This window comes from Burkholderia sp. D-99, assembly GCF_011605345.1.
Taxonomy (GTDB): Bacteria; Pseudomonadota; Gammaproteobacteria; order Burkholderiales; family Burkholderiaceae; genus Burkholderia.
In genome coordinates this window covers 80,849-97,735 of sequence record NZ_JAAOXM010000002.1, presented here as the reverse complement: position 1 = coordinate 97,735, position 16,887 = coordinate 80,849, and the positions used below count along the sequence as shown (strand labels likewise).

The 16,887-nt window shown below is 59.7% G+C and carries 12 protein-coding genes; all 12 read left to right on the top strand.

Annotated elements, in window-relative coordinates; genetic code table 11:
• Window positions 1–308: 308 nt before the first annotated feature.
• Window positions 309–821: a type VI secretion system contractile sheath small subunit gene (tssB, locus tag HAV18_RS07440; protein WP_034185094.1), complete on the top strand. Its 513-nt coding sequence runs from the start codon at window positions 309–311 to the stop codon at window positions 819–821.
• A gap of 73 nt (window positions 822–894) precedes the next feature.
• A complete protein-coding gene (gene tssC / locus HAV18_RS07435; RefSeq protein WP_166954348.1) occupies window positions 895–2,445 on the top strand; it encodes a type VI secretion system contractile sheath large subunit in 1,551 nt (516 codons plus the stop codon).
• 80 nt (window positions 2,446–2,525) lie between these two features.
• Entirely contained in the window at window positions 2,526–4,877 is a 2,352-nt protein-coding gene (locus tag HAV18_RS07430) for a type VI secretion system Vgr family protein (protein ID WP_166954346.1), read from the top strand.
• Window positions 4,877–5,869, top strand: coding sequence for a DUF4123 domain-containing protein (locus HAV18_RS07425; RefSeq protein ID WP_166954344.1), 993 nt, complete (start codon window positions 4,877–4,879; stop codon window positions 5,867–5,869). The genes HAV18_RS07430 and HAV18_RS07425 overlap by 1 nt, the downstream gene beginning before the upstream one ends.
• On the top strand, window positions 5,862–6,626 hold the full coding sequence (locus tag HAV18_RS07420) for a DUF3304 domain-containing protein (protein ID WP_166954342.1): 765 nt from the start codon (window positions 5,862–5,864) through the stop codon (window positions 6,624–6,626). The genes HAV18_RS07425 and HAV18_RS07420 overlap by 8 nt, the downstream gene beginning before the upstream one ends.
• A 106-nt stretch (window positions 6,627–6,732) precedes the next feature.
• Window positions 6,733–7,497: a DUF3304 domain-containing protein gene (locus tag HAV18_RS07415; RefSeq protein ID WP_208101859.1), complete on the top strand. Its 765-nt coding sequence runs from the start codon at window positions 6,733–6,735 to the stop codon at window positions 7,495–7,497.
• Window positions 7,498–7,603: 106 nt separating this feature from the next.
• On the top strand, window positions 7,604–8,368 hold the full coding sequence (locus tag HAV18_RS07410; RefSeq protein WP_208101857.1) for a hypothetical protein: 765 nt from the start codon (window positions 7,604–7,606) through the stop codon (window positions 8,366–8,368).
• A gap of 106 nt (window positions 8,369–8,474) precedes the next feature.
• Window positions 8,475–9,266 carry a hypothetical protein gene (locus HAV18_RS07405; protein ID WP_208101855.1) on the top strand — a complete coding sequence of 264 codons (792 nt, stop codon included), beginning with the start codon at window positions 8,475–8,477 and terminating at the stop codon, window positions 9,264–9,266.
• Between the two features lie 292 nt (window positions 9,267–9,558).
• Window positions 9,559–11,499, top strand: a complete 1,941-nt coding sequence (locus tag HAV18_RS07400) for a DUF2235 domain-containing protein (protein WP_243771573.1) — start codon at window positions 9,559–9,561, stop codon at window positions 11,497–11,499.
• 62 nt (window positions 11,500–11,561) lie between these two features.
• On the top strand, window positions 11,562–11,819 hold the full coding sequence (locus HAV18_RS07395) for a PAAR domain-containing protein (protein WP_166954338.1): 258 nt from the start codon (window positions 11,562–11,564) through the stop codon (window positions 11,817–11,819).
• Between the two features lie 3 nt (window positions 11,820–11,822).
• The gene (locus HAV18_RS07390; protein WP_166954336.1) at window positions 11,823–13,124 is read left to right on the top strand and encodes a hypothetical protein; all 1,302 of its coding nucleotides are present in this window, start codon (window positions 11,823–11,825) and stop codon (window positions 13,122–13,124) included.
• Window positions 13,102–16,881 (top strand): ImcF-related family protein, encoded by a 3,780-nt coding sequence (locus tag HAV18_RS07385; RefSeq protein WP_166954334.1) that lies wholly within the window; start codon window positions 13,102–13,104, stop codon window positions 16,879–16,881. Before HAV18_RS07390 ends, HAV18_RS07385 begins: the two co-directional genes overlap by 23 nt.
• The last annotated feature ends 6 nt before the right edge of the window (window positions 16,882–16,887 follow it).

Sequence of the window (16,887 nt, the reverse complement as noted above, 5' to 3'; positions counted from 1 at the left end):
GATTGATTTGATACATGTGGGGATCTTGATCTGCTGCACTGGGTGAGTGGATTTTGTATTCGTACTAGTATTATTTTCAAGGCCGTGTGTGTGGTTGGTGGTCGAATTTTTATTTTGGTGGTTTACTTCATATGAAAGTGCGTGATATTTTTTGCCGCCTGATTCGGATGTCGTGCCGCGAATATCCGGATCGGTCGTCCGTCAATACGTGTTGCGGGGTTCGGCAAAGGTGACGTGAACGACGGTGCACCGGCGATTGCGGGTGCGCATCGCGGAGTCTTCAAGCTTCCTGAGATAAGGAGAACGAATTGGATAGCTTTCAGCGAGAGATCCCGAAGAGCCGGGTGTCGATCACCCTTGATCTGCATACGGGCGGGGCGCAAAAGAAGGTCGAACTGCCGCTGAAGTTGCTGGTGGCGGGCGACTTCAGCGCCGGTCGCGAGCAGGCGCCGCTGGCCGAGCGGAAGAAAGTGAACATCGACAAGAACAACTTCGATGCCGTGCTGGCCGACTACGCGCCGGATCTCAAGATCGCTGCGGACAACACGCTGGCGGGCGACGGTTCGGAGTTGCCCGTCAACCTGTCGTTCCGGTCGATCAAGGATTTCGAGCCCGAGCAGGTGGCGCGCCAGATTCCCGAGCTTCAGGCGCTCCTCGCGATGCGCAATCTGTTGCGCGACCTGAAATCGAACCTGCTCGACAACGGCACGTTCCGCCGCGAGTTCGAGAAGGTGCTGAAGGACGACCGCCTGTCCGCGAAGCTCCGTGGCGAACTCGCGCAGATCGCGACCGCCGCGACGCAGCCGGAAGGGCATGCGTGAGCGACGCTGGGCAAAGCGCGCGTTCAGCGCATTCCGCAACATCGTAGTGATTCGATCGCAGACAGGACCCGAGATGAAACCCACTGAAACGCAGCAGACCGGCGCGACCGAGACTGTCGTGCTGGACGCCCCGCATGGGGATATCGACAGCGTCTATGCATCGCTGTGCAGCAAGATCAACCTGAAGCCCGTCAACGAAGCGCGGCCGCTCGAGGCGTTCCGCGACAACGATATGCTGTCCGAGGCGTCGGCCGACGAGCGGATCGCGCGCGGGATGGGCGCATTCCTCGAGCTCGTGGCGAAGGCGAGCCAGCCGGTCGACCGGCTGGACAAGTCGCTGCTCGATTTCCATATCGGCCAGATCGACCGGCAGATCGGCCGGCAACTCGACGCGGTGATGCATGCGACGGAATTCCAGGCACTCGAAGCGCGCTGGCGTGGCCTGAAGATGCTCGTGAGTCGTACCGATTTCCGCAAGAACGCGCGAATCGAGGTGCTGGACGTGTCGAAGGATGCGCTGCAGCGCGATTTCGAGGACACGCCTGAACTGATCCAGAGCGGCCTGTATCGTCTGACGTACATCGAGGAATACGACACGCCGGGCGGCCAGCCGATCAGCGCGATGATCAGCGACTTCGAGTTTGCGAATTCGCCGATGGACGTTGCGCTGCTGCGGAACATCTCGAAGGTGGCCGCCGCCGCGCACATGCCGTTCATCGGCTCGGTCGGGCCGGCGTTCTTCGGCAAGCAGTCGATGGAGGAAGTGGCGGCGATCCAGGACATCGGCAACTACTTCGATCGCGCCGAGTACATCAAGTGGAAGAGCTTCCGCGATACCGACGACGCGCGCTATGTTGGCCTGACGATGCCGCGCGTGCTCGGTCGCCTGCCATACGGCAAGGATACGGCGCCGGTGCGGGCGTTCAACTACGAGGAGGCCGTCAAGGGCCCTGATCACAACAAGTACCTGTGGATGAACGCATCGTTTGCGTTTGCGGCGAACATGGTGCGCAGCTTCGTCAGCAATGGCTGGTGCGTGCAGATTCGCGGGCCACAGGCGGGCGGCAAGGTCGAGGATCTGCCGGTCCACCTGTACGACCTCGGCACCGGCTATCAGCCGAAGATTCCGACCGAAGTGCTGATCCCGGAAACGCGCGAATTCGAGTTCGCGAATCTCGGCTTCATCCCGTTGTCGTTCTACAAGAACCACGACTTCGCGTGCTTCTTCTCGGCGAGCTCGACGCAGAAGCCTGCGCTGTACGAGACGAAGGAGGCCACGGCGAACAGCCGCATCAACGCGCGGTTGCCGTACATCTTCCTGCTGTCGCGCATCGCGCACTACCTGAAGCTGATCCAGCGCGAAAACATCGGCACGACCAAGGATCGCCGTCTGCTCGAACTCGAACTGAACGGCTGGATCAAGGGGCTCGTGACCGAGATGAAGGATCCGGGCGATGAACTGCAGGCATCGCACCCGCTTCGCGACGCGAAGGTGACGGTCGAGGATATTGACGACAACCCGGGTTTCTTCCGGATCAAGTTGTTCATCGTGCCGCACTTCCAGGTCGAAGGGATGGACATCGGGCTGTCGCTCGTGTCGCAGATGCCGAAGGCCAAGAATTGATCAGGCGTTAGTCGCATCAGGCACCCGGGGTGGCGAGAGTCGCCCCGGTGTGCCGCATGTTCGCGCAACCGAGAGATCCCATGTCGATGATTCTGCCTTCGCAGGCTTATGAATTGAAACTGGCGCCGCAACCGGCGCCGTTCTCGATCCTGACGTTCACCGGGCTGGACCGGATCAGTCAGCTGTACCGGTACGAGATCGAATTCACGAGCCCGGTCGCGGGCATTCCGATGGATCAGGTGCTGGGCCGGCCGGCGAAGTTCATCGTCGATCCGGTCGATCCGGATATGGGGTATCTCCAGAAGATGTTCGGGGAGAACGCCGGGCAATTCAGCACGAAGCCGCCGGCATATACGGTGCACGGGGTCATCACCCGGTTCGACGAGCTCGGGACGTCGGCTGACGAGACGCGCTATCGGGTCGTGCTGGAGCCGACATTGGCGGATCTCGATCGCGGCGTGACCAGCCGGCTGTTTCAGAAGCAGTCGGTCGAAGAGATCGTGACCGATACGTTGCGGCATTACGGGTATCGCGCGGGCGTCGATTTCCAGTTCCAGTTGCGAGGCGAGTACAAGCGTCGCGAATACGTGACGCAGTATCGCGAAACGACGTTCGCATTCATCAGGCGTATCTGCGCCGAGGCAGGGATCTGGTTCCGGTGGGAGCAGAAGAAGGATCGTGCGGTGGTCGTGTTCGGCGACGATCTGGATGCTTATGCGCGCAAGCAGCGCACGGTTCCGTATCGTCGTGATTCGGGGCTGGAGAGCGTCGGGGCCGACGGGATCAAGACGCTCGAGCGTGAAATGCAACGTGTGCCGGAAACGGTGCGGTTGCACGACTACAACCACCGGCAGGCCGGTGTGTCGCTGCTGATCGAGGAAAACGTCGCGCGTGACGACAAGACGACGAACTCGGTCGATTATCGCTGGGGAGAGCATTACGAAACACCGGAGGATGGCAGGCGCGTGGCCCGGTTGCGGCACGAGGCTTATCTGGCCGGACAGATCATCTTCAAGGGAACGGGCAATCCGTTCTGGCTCGAAGCCGGCGAGGTGATGCGGGTCGATCCGAATCCGGTCGATGCGAAGCACGGGATTTTCGTGACGTCGGTCGAGTCGCACGGCGGGCGCAGCGAGGCGTATTGGGTGGCGTTCGAGGGGATTCCGTCGGATCGCGTGTGGCGCACGCCGGTGGCGTCTGTCTCGCGGCCGGTAGTCGAAGGGATCTTGCCAGCGCGGATTACGTCGCCGGGCAACTACAAGTACGCGTATCTGACCGAGCAGGGCTGGTACGTGATCAAGCTGCCGTTCGACCTCGATGAATGGAGCCCGGGCGGCACGAGCCGGCCGGTGCGGTTTGCGAAGCCGTATAGCGGCGACAACTATGGACATCATTTTCCGCTGATCGATGGCGCGGAGGTGGCGATTGTTCACACGGACGGTGATCCGAACCGGCCGGTGATCATCGGGGCGATGCACGACAGCGTGCATCCGGATCTGGTCAACAACCTGAACCATACGCGGAACCTGATTCGGACGGCAGCGCGGAATGAGCTGCGGATGGAGGATAAGGAGGGTGTCGAGCATATTCACCTGACCACGCCGAATCAGACCAGTGAGCTGAATCTGGGGAACATGGTCGATGGTGCCCGCAACGAACGAGGCCAGGGGGCCGAGCTACGTACCGATGGACATCTGGCGGCGCGCGGCCCAAAGGGCATGCTGCTGAGTACCGAAGCGCAGGTTGGCGCCTCGGGTCACCAGCTCGACATGAAAGACGCCCAGGAGCAGTTGCTGCGGGCGATCGATCGCATGGAGTCGCTTTCCGAGGCAGTACGAGCCGCGGAGGCGACCGTCGCCGAGCTGCAGCAACAGAAGTCGTTCTATGCGGAAGCGCTCGACGGCTTGAAGCGTGCGGCAGTTCTCGTGAGTGCGCCGTCAGGTATCGGACTCACGTCCGGGGAGCATTTGCAGGTCAATGCGGACCGGAATCTGATTGCGACTGCCGGCGGAAATTTTGACGTCGGAATTATGCGGAACTTCACCGTTGCAGCGGGAAGACAGGTGTCGCTCTTCGCGCAGGCACAGGGGGTTCGGGTCATCGCAGCCAAGCAGGATGTTGTTGTCCAGGCCCGTACGGGTGCGATGGCGCTGTCGGCGTCGAAGGACATGAACTTTACCAGTGCCGATGGCGCGATTCTCGCTGCCTCGCGGGGAGCCCTTACGCTGACCAGTGGGGGGGCCTACCTCAAGATCGACGGCGGCAACATCGAACTCGGATGCCCGGGAGATATCACGCTCAAGTGCGGAAATTTCCACTGGACCGGCCCCGCCTCGCTTTCGGCTCCACTGCCGAGCATGCCAATTGGGCCATGCAAGGAGTGCTTGCTGGATGCGCACCGCGGTGTCGAAGCGATGACGGAGGTTGCTTGATGGCCGGATCCGTGCGTGTGATGCCGGCCGGTGATTCGGATGCGGCATGGGAGGCATGGCGCAATCGATTGTTGTCGCGGTTCGACGCATTCGAGGCCGGCGATGCTTCGGCGTACCTGTACATACTCGCCGATACGCGCGCCAATCCGGATCTCGACAAACTGCTGGTTCAGGTCCCTCGGCTGGAATGGCGCTCGCTGTGGGACGGTACTGTTCTCGAGTCCTACACGGACATTGCCCCCTATCTGATTGCGATCGATCGCTTTGCACTTGATGATCCGCGCGATCTGCAGAGCCGGTTTGTCCGGCGGCTCTGGAAAGAGTCGAGCGGACTGCACATGCTGACGTGGATATGGTCTCCGCTTCCGACGCAGTCTCTGGTTGAGCATTTTCGATCGTTCTGTCGTTATTCGACGCCAGACAAGCGTGCGTATTTCCTGCATTTTTACGATAACCGGATTCTCGCCAGGTTACGGATAGTCTGGAGCGGAGAGCAGGCTCAAATGTTTCTCTCGCCGTGTGCAGAGATCTGGTATCGCGATCGCGAATCGAACGAGATCGTATGGTGCAACGATGCGGGTGTGGCCGATGCAATCGTCGAGAAGGAACAGGTGATGGCAGTGGAGCAGCACATGGCTTTGCTGCGGCTCGGTCGCGTCGACAAGGTCGTGATGCAACTGCGCACGATGTATGGAGCCATGCTTGACGATTTCACGGATTTGACGCTGTACCAACGTGTTTCGGAACAACTTGAACGTGCTGACCGATACCGTATCGCTGACCATGACGACCTGTTGAACTACGTTTCAAAGGGCGTCGTCATTTCGCCGCGATTCGATGAACATCCGCTGATTCGGAAGCGGCTGGCTAGCGCGATGAACGGCGAGCAGACGTATCGGGACGCATTGAGCCGCATCGATGCCGATGTTTTGCGTGAGGCGTCTCGCATCACGTCGGAATCCGAGAATTCGGAGGGGGCCTCGCATGATTAGGCGGTTCTTCGTCATATTGGCCGTAGTGCTAGCACTAGCCGGCTGCGACGCGTTTTCGTCCGAGCGGACCTACGGCGGGGTCAGCGTCATGGGGCTCAACTACACGCCGTTCAATCTGAGCGAGTTCACGATTCGAGACAAATTTGGCAACAGAGCGAGCGGAGGGGGCGATTTGCCGCCGGGTGCGGGCGCCGGGAGGTTGAGTTGTTGCTACAAGCTAAAGGGAACGGATTTCACGGTTGACTGGGAAGTCTATGACCAGGACGAGTTCATGAAAGACCCGTACGCGCCGATCAAGAAGATCCACAAGACGACTGAGGTCAAATTTCCGCCGACAAAAGCCAGAGGCGGAGCGGGGGAGGATGTGCTTGCGGTGCACTTTTATCCAGATGATCACATCGAGTTTGAGATTCGTAACGACATGAGTGGATCGAGGATCTCCTATGCGAAAGTCAATCACTGGTTTCAAACCAGGTACGGGAAGGCGGCCAACCCAGATGATGCGGACATGGCTGTCGCGTTTAGACGCACGGCCCGTGTTGCCGCACAAGGCTGGCTGAAGTATCGGCTGACCGACACAAAGGATCTGGAGCAGTACGTGTACTACACGCAGCTCGTCAATCCAAAATTCGATGAGCATCCGGTGGTGCAGCGGATCTTGAAGGAGACGGAAGGCAAGCCGGGCGCGTTCGGTGCGGCGATGGTGAGCTTGCCGGATGCCGTCGTTCGAGAAATCAAGCAAGGTCGCTTTGATTAGGCATCTTTAGTGGTGGATGCCGATCATTCAGGTCGACACCGGGATCGAGTTTACGAAACGAGGGCTGCATGACGGATTGTGTTCTTGATTTTGAGGTATTCCAGCAATGATTAAACGGGTTGTCGTCTTGTTCGCCGTCGTACTGACATTAGCCGGCTGCGACGCGTTTTCGTCCGAGCCGACCTACCGCGGTGTCAGCGTCATGGGGCTCAACTACACGCCGTTCAATCTGAGCGAGTTCACGATTCGAGACAAATTTGGCAACAGAGCGAGCGGAGGGGGCGATTTGCCGCCGAGTGCGGGCGCCGGGAGTCTAGCTTGTTGCTACAAGCTGAAGGGAACGGATTTCACGGTTGACTGGGAAGTCTATGACCAGGACGAGTTCATGAAAGACCCGTACGCGCCGATCAAGAAGATCCACAAGACGACCGTGGTCAAATTCCCGCCGACAAAAGTCAGCGGCGGAGCGGGTGAGGATGTGCTTGCGGTGCACTTTTATCCGGACGATCACATCGAGTTTGAGATTCGTAACGACATGAGTGGGACGAGGATCGATTACACGGAAGTAGACCACTGGTTTCAGACCAAGTACGGGAAGGCGGCGAACCCGGACGACGCTGACATGGCCGTGGCCTATAGGCGCACGGCACGTGTTGCCGCACAAGGCTGGCTGAAGTATCGGCTGACTGACACGAAGGATCTGGAGCAGTACGTGTACTACACGCAGCTCGTCAATTCGAAATTCGATGAACATCCGGTGGTGCAGCGGATCTTGAAGGAGGCGGAAGGCAAGCCGGGCGCGTTCGGTGCGGCGATGGCGAGCTTGCCGGATTCCGTCGTTCGAGAAATCAAGCGTGGTCGCTTTGATTAGGCATCTTTAGTGGTGGATTCAGATCATCCAGGTCGACACCGGGATCGAGTTTGCGAAACGAGGGCTGCATGACGGATTGTGTTCTTGATTTTGAGGTATTCCAGCAATGATTAAACGGGTTGTCATCTTGTTCGCCGTCGTACTGACGTTAGCTGGCTGCGACGCGTTTTCGTCCGAGCTGACCTACCGCGGGGTCAGCGTCATGGGGCTCAACTACACGCCGTTCAATCTGAGCGGGTTCACGATTCGAGACAAATATGGCAACAGAGCGAGCGGAGGGGGCGATTTGCCGCCGAGTGCGGGCGCCGGGAGTCTAGCTTGTTGCTACAAGCTGAAGGGAACGGATTTCACGGTTGACTGGGAAGTCTATGACGCGGATGAAGCCATCAAGGACCTGTACGCGCCGATCAAGAAGATCCACAAGACGACTGAGGTCAAATTTCCGCCGACAAAAGTCAAGGGCGGAGCTGGGGAGGATGTGCTTGCGGTGCACTTTTATCCGGACGATCACATTGAGTTTGAGATTCGTAACGACATGAGTGGGACGAGGATCGATTACACGGAAGTGGACCACTGGTTTCAGACCAAGTACGGGAAGGCGGCGAATCCGGACGACGCCGACATGGCCGTGGCCTATAGGCGCACGGCACGTGTTGCCGCACAAGGCTGGCTGAAGTATCGGCTGACCGACACGAAGGATCTGGAGCAGTACGTGTACTACACGCAGCTCGTCGGTCCAAAATTCGATGAGCATCCGGTGGTGCAGCGGATCTTGAAAGAGACGGAAGGCAGGCCTGGCGCGTTCGGTGCGGCGATGGAGAGCTTGCCGGATGCCGTCGTTCGAGAAATCAAGCGTGGTCGCTTTGATTAGGCATCTCTAGTGGTGGATGCCGATCATCCAGGTCGACTCCGGGATCGAGTTTGCGAAACGAGGGCTGCATGACGGATTGTGTTCTTGAGTTTGAGGTATTCCAGCAATGATTAAACGGGTTGTCATCTTGTTCGCCGTCGTACTGACGTTAGCCGGCTGCGATGCGTTTTCGTCCGAGCCGACCTACCGCGGGGTCAGCGTCATGGGGCTCAACTACACGCCGTTCAATCTGAGCGAGTTCACGATTCGAGACAAATATGGCAACAGAGCGAGCGGAGGGGGCGACTTGCCGCCAGGTACCGGCGCAGGGAGGTTAAGTTGTTGCTACAAGCTGAAGGGAACGGATTTCACGGTCGACTGGGAAATCTATGACGCGGATGAAGCCATCAAGGATCTGTATGCGCCGATCAAGAAGATCCACAAGACGACCGAGGTCAAATTTCCGCCGACAAAAGTCAAGGGCGGAGCGGGGGAGGATGTGCTTGCGGTGCACTTTTATCCAGATGATCACATCGAGTTTGAGATTCGTAACGACATGAGTGGGACGAGGATCGATTACACAGAAGTGGATTACTGGTTTCAAACCACGTATGGGGAAGCGGCCAACCCCGATGATGCGGACATGGCTGTCGCGTTTAGACGTACGGCACGTGTTGCATCGCAAGGGTGGCTGAAATATCGGCTGGCCGACACGAAGGATCTGGAGCAGTACGTGTACTACACGCAGCTCGTCAATCCAAAATTTTATGAGCATCCGGTGGTGCAGCGGATCTTGACGGAGACGGAAGGCAAGCCGGGCGCGTTCGGTGTGGCGATGGAGAGCCTTCCAAACGCTGTCGTTCAGGAAATCAAGAGCGATCGCTTTGAACGAGATACGTCGAGAGGGCAACGTGGCTGATAAGACTATCCTAGATCCAGCTGACAGAACTCCGCCCGAAGTGCGCGCTGCAATCGGGGAGAATCAGAAGGCGTATCCGAAAGACGACTGTATTCCGTGCGGTGCCGTTATACACGTTGGTTTTTTCTTCGATGGATTTGGCCGTCATCGAGACTACGATGATAAGAATACTTCTCGATACTCAAATATTTGTCGACTCTGGGAAGCTCATAGCGATAACAAGGACCGACGTCGGAGGAAGGAATCCAATCATTTTTGGTATCCGCTCTATTATTCCGGGCTAGGAACGGAGTTGAACAAGGAGGCCCGAGAGGGGCAGATCGTCTCTGCAGCCTTTAAACTTGGAAATCAAGGTGTCACAGCAGCCGGTTCGATCGCAGTCAGCGTCGGCGAGAGCGTAACCGGCATGAAACGGCTTCCCATCAGTCCGAAAGACACTGTCACGGAAGGACTCAAGAAGGGTCTCAAGGAATTTTCGTTTCGGCCGGTCGTGCAGTCTTTCAAAGATCTGGTCGACTCGGTCGAATCGGCGCCGCGCAATATCGGCCGAGTGTTGCAACTGCAGCGTGAAAACCGCTGGCTTCGACGCGGCCGAGCCGCCACTCGCGCAATTCTCTACGACGCGAAGAAGAATTTTCCATCAATCGCCCAAAGCGCCGCCAAATCGGTGTTCTTTGGCGTGGTGATCGACTCGATTCCATGGTTTCGCGACAACCGTGCTGTCGCCCGTGTATTTGGAACAGGCGTCGAGGACCGGCTGGCGGCCGCGATGACGCAGTTTGAAAAATCAATTGCCGACGCTAAGCAGACGACGCCAAAGGTTCAGCGGATCCAGGTATCGATCTTCGGTGCCGACCGTGGCTGTGTTCTTGCTCGGGCGCTGGCGAATGAACTGACCCGGCGATACAAGCGCCCGAGCGATACGAAGCTGGCCTTTGTCGATCCGAAAGATCCCAACCAAACGGCTATTCCGATAGAAATCAAGTTCCTGGGGCTGCTGGATGCCGTGTCTTCGTTGATGGAAGAGAACAAGCTGCTGGGGATCGTGCCGGTTCTTGGCCTGCTCAAACAGAACTACGGAGACCGCGATCTGGCGGTGCCAGCGTCGGTGCAGCGATGCGTGCATTTTGCTGCGGCGCATGAACTGCGTTTCTATCAGCGGCTCGATAGCCTCGAGAATACGCGCGGACTTCAATACCTCTATCCGGGAACGAGCGAAGACATTACCGGTGGGGCACCTCCAGGAACGCTCGGAGCACGCGCGGAACTGCAGCGTGTCGTTTTGCGCGACATGCTCAATGAAGCGGTATCGCATGGTGTCGTGCTGGATACGATGGAGGACTTGGCGAAATGGAAGCCAGACGTGTTTCGGCGATTCACCCTCGCTAATCCCATCTCCGACGGCAAAACCTCCTACAAAATCGGAGAACTGATTGATGCCTACCGCCAGATAGTTCCCTACGTCGCGCGCCTGAACTTTGTCGAACACATGCAGATATTTTTGCGCTGGATGGCAGTTCGCTACCAATCCCCGGCATTTCGCGCAACCGTGACGAACCGCTTCGACGACCTTGCTGCCCGGCATCGGGAGCTCCTGAAGGAACGCAACGACGCCGAGGCCGCGTATCTCGCACTGCGCAACCAGCGGCCGCCGGCGGATAGGGAGACGCTCGGCAAGGCCTATGCGCGCTGGCAGAACGCGGTCTTGCCGGAGATGCTTTCTGGCCGCGATACGGGTATCGAGAAAGCGCGCCCTTCAGTGGGCGTCTGGGAGCGCATCCAGAGCGAGTCCGAAGAGTTGATGCGGCAAGAATCCCGGCAATCCGGGCTGCAGAAATCGGACAATCGGATACGTGAAATGGCTCGAGACGGTTCATTGCCGTGGGACGCCGACCCGGAGTTCAGCACAGCGATGATCGAGGCCTGGATGATGACGCCGGAACAGGAAACGCTGATCCAGGCTTGGAAGTTGGGCCTGAGCGGCAAGAATCCGCTGCCGCTCAAAGTCATGGCGCTGTTTGACCTGCTGGTTCACGACACGATGCTGACGAGCTGGCATGACCATGTGCTCTCGTCGAATCTTTACTTCCAGACCCGCGCCATCGACACATTCGGAAGCAGCGACTATGTCGACGAAGAAAAGAAACGCAAGCGCGACGAAAAGCACGGCGAGCGCGTCAGGCAGGCCAGCGAGGCGATGACACCCGCTGCCCGGTTGCCGGGACGCTTATAACGCAGGATCAGTCGTTCACCGTCGAACTGCGGTGACGAGGCCAGTTTGTTTCGGGGGTACACATGACAGGCATCATTCGCGTCGGCGACAGTCATACCGGCGGCGGCATCGTGACGGCCGGTTCGGCCACGCGCTTTTTCATGGGCCGTCCGCTGGCGCGGCTCCACGATCCTGTGACCTGCCCGCGGCACGGCGACAACCGTATCGCAACCGCGACCTCGGGGGCATTCGATGACGGTCGCGAAGTCGCGCAACACGACGATTTGTGCGAGTGCGGTTGTCGTTTGCTTTCCTCTCTTCCGAACAGCGGGCGCTGCTAATCGATGGCGCTGGATTTCTCATCCCTTCCGCCCGAGAAGCCGATTCCTGACAAATCGCCGTCGCGGTTTCTCTGGGGCGCGGTGTTCGTTGTGCTGACGTCGGCCGGCATATTTGCCGTACTGATGCTTTGGCCGGAAAGCGAACCGACTCACACGCCATGGTTCTGGACATGTGTATCCGTTTATCCGACGGTTTTTTCCGCCTTCGTCGTGTCCCGGCGCTATCGGGCATACGAACTGGAACGCGCGAAAGTCCAGGCATGGAACGATGCAAGCCGGAAGTACAACGCGCAAGCTTTTGCGCGGGAGAGCGTGCCGATGCTTGTCCTGGGAGTAGCCGCGCGTGTTACCGCAGACGATACGAAAACCGGTCTCGACCAGATTGTCGATGGAACGATGAGGTTGCGTGCCAGGGCTTCGGAGCGAAAAGCAAATGAATCGGTTTCGGCAAGATGGTTTGAGCCGATCGAAGCCCGTCTGGCCGCTGACGATGCCGAACGTCATGAGTTGGTTCTTGCATGGTTGTACGAGCGACTGCTGAACGATCTGAAGAAGACATTGGGCGCGCTTCATCCGGATTTACCGTTGCGCGTTTTGCTCGATCTTTCCGGTTATGCCGGAGAGCGCGACGTAGTCGAGCTGTGGCAGCGCGAATGGCGACGTCACGCGTTGCGATTCGCGATAACGGACCGGGTTTCAGCCCCACTCGATCTGATGACGATAGATTCCTGGCTCGACGATCGGAACGGGCCGCTGCATCGGCATGCGGTGTTGCTCGTATCCATCACCCTTAACAAGGTGATTGGCGAGCCACCGGCGAAGGATTCGGCGGAGGCAGGAGTGGGATTGTTGCTGGCTTCCGAGGCGCTTGCATCGCGTTTCGAATTGCAACCGGTTGCCGCGTTCCACCGACCCCGTCGAGCCGGCAATGACAACCCTGACCATGCGCTTACCTACGGGCTTCGTTGGGGCGGTGCCGCGGTGGGTGACATCGGCGCGTTGTGGATGACCGGATTCGACAGCCAGGCGGCCGGTTCCGTGCGCGCGGCGTTAAACGCAGGCAGTCCGGAAGGAGAGAACGGCGAACCCATACAGGAGTTCGAGCTCGATCGAATCGTCGGCAAGGCGGGAACCTCGGCAGGATGGCTTGCCGCTGCTTGCGCAGCATACGTGGCCGGTCAATCGCCAAAGCCGCAGCTGGTCGCACAGCGCGACGCAGCCCATATGTTCATCGCTGTCCTGACGAATCTGAATAACGCATCAACAACACACGCACTCCCGCATGAACCGGATATTCAAACTTGACCTGCTCGGGATCCTTGCTTTTGTCGCCCTTCCCGGGCTGATCGTCTGGATGCGACCGCACTGGATTTCAATATCCGCGGCGGATCGAGGATTGGCGCTGGCCGCTTTATGCGCCATATTCGTGACGCTCTTGCTCATTTCCAGCTTCAGTGATTCGTCCCGGCCGGCCAATGGCTGGCGTGCCGTGAAGAAGTGGGTCGATGATCACGCTCGCCGCGCGCCGGCTCCGTCTGGAAACGGCCCGACGGGTAATGCCGCGATTCGAGCCGAATCGCTTAAGCAGGCCCAGATGGAGAGGCACGGCTGGCGATGGCGCTATCGTGATCGCTGGGTGCTGGTCGCCGGCGACTATCCACTCGTCCGGCGTCTCGCACCCGGGTTGGCCGATACCGGCTATGCGATTCTCGGCAATACGATCGTGCTGTATGCGCGGCAAATTGACGACAAACTCGACACCGAATGGCTCGATCGGATTCGCCGCCTGCGTCGACGTCGTCCGGTCGACGCGATTGTGGCCATTACTCGTCATCGGAGTTCCGGCGATGCGTCGTTCGACGTCGACGAACTCGTCGCGCGGTTTGCTCGCCACGCGCGCACGTTGCGCTGGGCCGCACCGGCTTATCTTCTGGACGTGACGGATTTCGGCAGCGAACGAGCTGGTCCGGACGAAGCGATGGGTTTTACGTGGGCGAACACCCACTTGAATAGTGAGGCGATTGACGAGTCGTTGCGAAATCTCGTCGACAATCTCTCGGACGCCGGTGTCGCACGCCTCGCCTTGAATGCGGATGACCGTTACCCGGCCGAACTGTCGCAGCATGTTTCGAGGTTGCGTGGGGCGTTGTCGGAGTTGCTGCTTCGAACCGCTGAATCCACCGTTTCGAGACATGCGCTTCACGGGCTGATGTTCGCACCTCTATTCAAGGTGCGGGATCTGGCGTCGCCAGATCCCGGTGTGCCGAGAGGCGATTCGATTGATGGCGACTTACGGTCCAATTCTCGACACCGGACCATCTGGCAAACCGTCGCCGATCACAGCCGCAAGGTTCATGGTCGCCGCTTCGGCTTTTCGCTGTCGACCACGGCAGCGTGGATGGCGACTGTCCTGCTCGGTTGCTGGATTGCCGGCACGATGCTGTCCGGCTTGGTCAACCGCGCGACCATCGAAAGTGCGGCAGACACGGTCGTGAATCTCAAGGAAGCCCGGGACCCGACACAGTCCCTGCAGACGCTTACCCATCTCGATCGTCAGATCGATACACTTGAAATCCACCAGCGCACGCGCGCACCGCTGAGAGCCCGTTTCGGCCTGAACCGCGACCAAGCATTGCTCGATGCCCTCTGGCCGCACTATGCCGATGCGGCAAACCGCATTCTCGTCGGCCCGATTCGCCGGCAGCTTGAGGCGCGATTGCATCAACTAGCATCGCTATCCGACGCAGAAATCGCCAGCGGCGGGGATGCCCAGGTAAAGGCCGCATACGACACACTCAAAACCTATCTGATGCTCGCGAAGCCGGAGCGCGCGGTGGCGGCATTCCTGACACCCCAGCTCGTCGCGACGTCCATGCCGGCGCGCCCCGTCAATTCGTCGTTGTCGCCAGGAAGATGGGAGGACTTGCGGCAGCAAGCCATTACATTCTTCACGAACCATCTGGGACCCGGTGCGAAGTCGACGGCGGCTGCGTTGGCAATCGTTCCGGACAGTACCTTGATCGCAGCGACTCGCCAGACGGTGATCGGCGTTCGGGGCATTCAGAATTCGCGTGACGCGGTCTACCAGCAGATCCTCGACGAAGCGGCGCCGAAGTATCCGCCGGTATCGCTTGCCACGTTGCTGGGTGACGCGGCATCCCAGGCCGGTGCAGGTGGCGCGACAAGCCGTGGTTTGTTCAACACGACCATGACCATACCGGGCGTATTCACGCGCGGAGCATGGGACGAACGGATCGCCAAGGCCATCGACGAAGCCGGCGAGCAACACGACGTGGCAAGCGACTGGGTGCTTTCCGACACCAAGGCCGCCGGCCAGCCCTCGTCGACACTAAAGGACGAACTGCGCCAACGCTATTTCGACGACTATGCGCGCGCCTGGGCACTGTTCCTCAACAGCGTGCGCTGGCAACCGGCACCGACGCTTTCCGCCACGGCCGATCAACTGACCTTGCTGGGCGATCCGCAACGTTCGCCGCTCGTCGCGCTGATGAACGCGATCGTCTATCAGGCGGGAACAGGAGCCAACATGCAGTCGCTGTCCGACACGTTGATCAGCAAGGCGCAGCAGCTTGTCGGTGCCGACGAAAAGGATCCGTCGAAGCAGGGCAAACCGCAGCTCGCGCCGTTGGCCGCGGCGTTTGGCCCGATCTTGCGTCTGACCGGCAGCGATCTCGTCTCCGGCGTACCGGCCAACGGCAAAACCTCCGCCGCGCAAATGGCCGCGACCGGTGATCTGAGCCTCGCCCGCTATCTGGAGCGCATCACGGCCATGCGCCTGAAGACGTCGCAGATTGTCTCCAGCGTCGATCCGGATGCGGTTGCGCGACTGGCAGCCCAGTCGGTGTTGCAAGGCAAGACATCCGACATCGCCGACAGTCGCGACTATGCGAGCCGGGTCGCCGCGAGCCTCGGCGAACAGTGGTCCGGCTTCGGCGCACTATTCCGGGCGCCGTTCGATCAGGCATGGCAGGTCATCGTGCAGCCTGCAGCGTCGAGCCTGAACGAGATCTGGCGCGCGGCGATCCTGGCCGACTGGAACAAGTCGTTCGGCGGCCGCTATCCGTTCGCGGATTCGGACAACGACGCGTCGCTGCCCGAAATGGCGCGCTTCATGCGACCCGATGGTGGCGTGATCACACAGTTCGTGACGACGCAGCTGGCCGGCGTCATCGAGCGGCAGGGCGACCGCTGGGTACCCGCGCAGGGCACCGATTCCGGTGCGCTGACGATCGATCCGGGCTTCCTGAGCGGATTGAACAAACTCACGCGCATTTCGACGGTGCTGTTCCCGTCCGGCGATGCACGCGTGCGCTACGAGTTGCAGGCGGTGCCGACGCCGGGCGTCACCGACATGCGGTTCGTGTTGTCCGGCCGCGAATTGCACTACTTCAACCAGAAGCAGGAATGGACGCCGTTCGAATGGCCTGGCCAGTCGCTCGAAAACCTGTCGCATATCGAATGGCAGACCGAGCAGGGTGGTTTGCGGACGGCGCTCGATTCGCAGGGGCGCTTCGGCCTTATTCGCCTGTTCGAGCGAGCGAAGGTCACGCAACAGGACAACGCACGTTACCTGCTGACCTGGACGCCGGATACGAGCCAGGGCGTCCCGCTGAAGGTACAACTGCGCAGCGAGGCGGGCGCCGGCCCGCTCGACGTGCTCCAGTTGCGCAACTTCGTGCTGCCTGCACGGGTTTTCATGACCGGGGCGGCGAGCACCGGGCCGAAGGTGTCGACGGCCAGTCCGCCGCCGTTGCCGGCAGCGGCGATTGCCGCAGCCAGGCACGCTGCCGTGCCGTTGCCACCGGGGCTACCGGGTGCGATGACGTGGCCAGATGAAGCGATGCCGTTGGAGTCCAGGAAGGCGTCCCGTCGGACGACCGCAATAGCGGACGCACGTCCGGGCGTGTCCGTCGAGCAATCGCCAAAGAGCGATCCGCGGATCGCGGTGTCTTCGCTGGCGACGAATTCCGCATCTTCCGATGCCGCCACCAGACCGTTCGGACACGCCCTCCGTTTGCTGGGCGACGCATTTGCGTTCTGAGACCTG

What these genes read in the sequence shown, in the direction of transcription:
- tssC (WP_166954348.1), top strand. Translation starts at nt 895, where the DNA reads ATGAAACCCACTGAAACGCAGCAGACCGGCGCGACCGAGACTGTCGTG.
- HAV18_RS07430 (WP_166954346.1), top strand. Translation starts at nt 2,526, where the DNA reads ATGTCGATGATTCTGCCTTCGCAGGCTTATGAATTGAAACTGGCGCCG.
- HAV18_RS07425 (WP_166954344.1), top strand. Translation starts at nt 4,877, where the DNA reads ATGGCCGGATCCGTGCGTGTGATGCCGGCCGGTGATTCGGATGCGGCA.
- HAV18_RS07420 (WP_166954342.1), top strand. Translation starts at nt 5,862, where the DNA reads ATGATTAGGCGGTTCTTCGTCATATTGGCCGTAGTGCTAGCACTAGCC.
- HAV18_RS07415 (WP_208101859.1), top strand. Translation starts at nt 6,733, where the DNA reads ATGATTAAACGGGTTGTCGTCTTGTTCGCCGTCGTACTGACATTAGCC.
- HAV18_RS07410 (WP_208101857.1), top strand. Translation starts at nt 7,604, where the DNA reads ATGATTAAACGGGTTGTCATCTTGTTCGCCGTCGTACTGACGTTAGCT.
- HAV18_RS07405 (WP_208101855.1), top strand. Translation starts at nt 8,475, where the DNA reads ATGATTAAACGGGTTGTCATCTTGTTCGCCGTCGTACTGACGTTAGCC.
- HAV18_RS07395 (WP_166954338.1), top strand. Translation starts at nt 11,562, where the DNA reads ATGACAGGCATCATTCGCGTCGGCGACAGTCATACCGGCGGCGGCATC.
- HAV18_RS07390 (WP_166954336.1), top strand. Translation starts at nt 11,823, where the DNA reads ATGGCGCTGGATTTCTCATCCCTTCCGCCCGAGAAGCCGATTCCTGAC.
- HAV18_RS07385 (WP_166954334.1), top strand. Translation starts at nt 13,102, where the DNA reads ATGAACCGGATATTCAAACTTGACCTGCTCGGGATCCTTGCTTTTGTC.